This is a genomic window from Parazoarcus communis SWub3 = DSM 12120, assembly GCF_003226565.1.
Taxonomy (GTDB): domain Bacteria; phylum Pseudomonadota; class Gammaproteobacteria; order Burkholderiales; family Rhodocyclaceae; genus Parazoarcus; species Parazoarcus communis.
In genome coordinates this window covers 1-441 of the sequence record NZ_QKOE01000132.1, presented here as the reverse complement: position 1 = coordinate 441, position 441 = coordinate 1, and the positions used below count along the sequence as shown (strand labels likewise).

The window sequence follows — 441 nt, the reverse complement described above, 5'->3', positions numbered from 1 at the left end:
GGCGCCGGTGCCGACGATGGTGTCGTACTTCGCCTGCAGGTCGAAGACCGTGTCGCCCTTGACGCTGAGCTGATACTTGCCGTCCACGCCTTCGTAGCGGTCCTTCATGATGTGCTGGTCGTATTCGCCGCCCACCGTCAGGAACAGGGAACCGCCCGATTCGCCGGTGTCGGGGTTCTTGCCGCCGATCAGCGAATGCAGGTTCGAATGCACGGTTTCGTAGTAGGTGCCGAACGATGTGACGTCGGTGCGGCCCTGGCTGCGCAGCAGGAGCTGTTCCTTGCCGGCCGTGTCGTCGAACCGCATCATGTGGAACTTGTCCTTGTCGCCCGTCTTCAGCGGCACCGACCGCGTCTTGATTCCGCTGCGCAGCCGGAATTTCGGGAGATCGAGCGGCGGCATGTGGGCGGCGTTGTAGACCCGGCCCGTGATCAACGGCCG

At 63.9% G+C, this 441-nt stretch carries 1 pseudogene; it reads right to left on the bottom strand.

The features are described from left to right. Positions 1-441 (bottom strand): annotated as a pseudogene (locus DNK49_RS24270) (bacteriophage T4 gp5 trimerisation domain-containing protein); the annotation flags it as partial.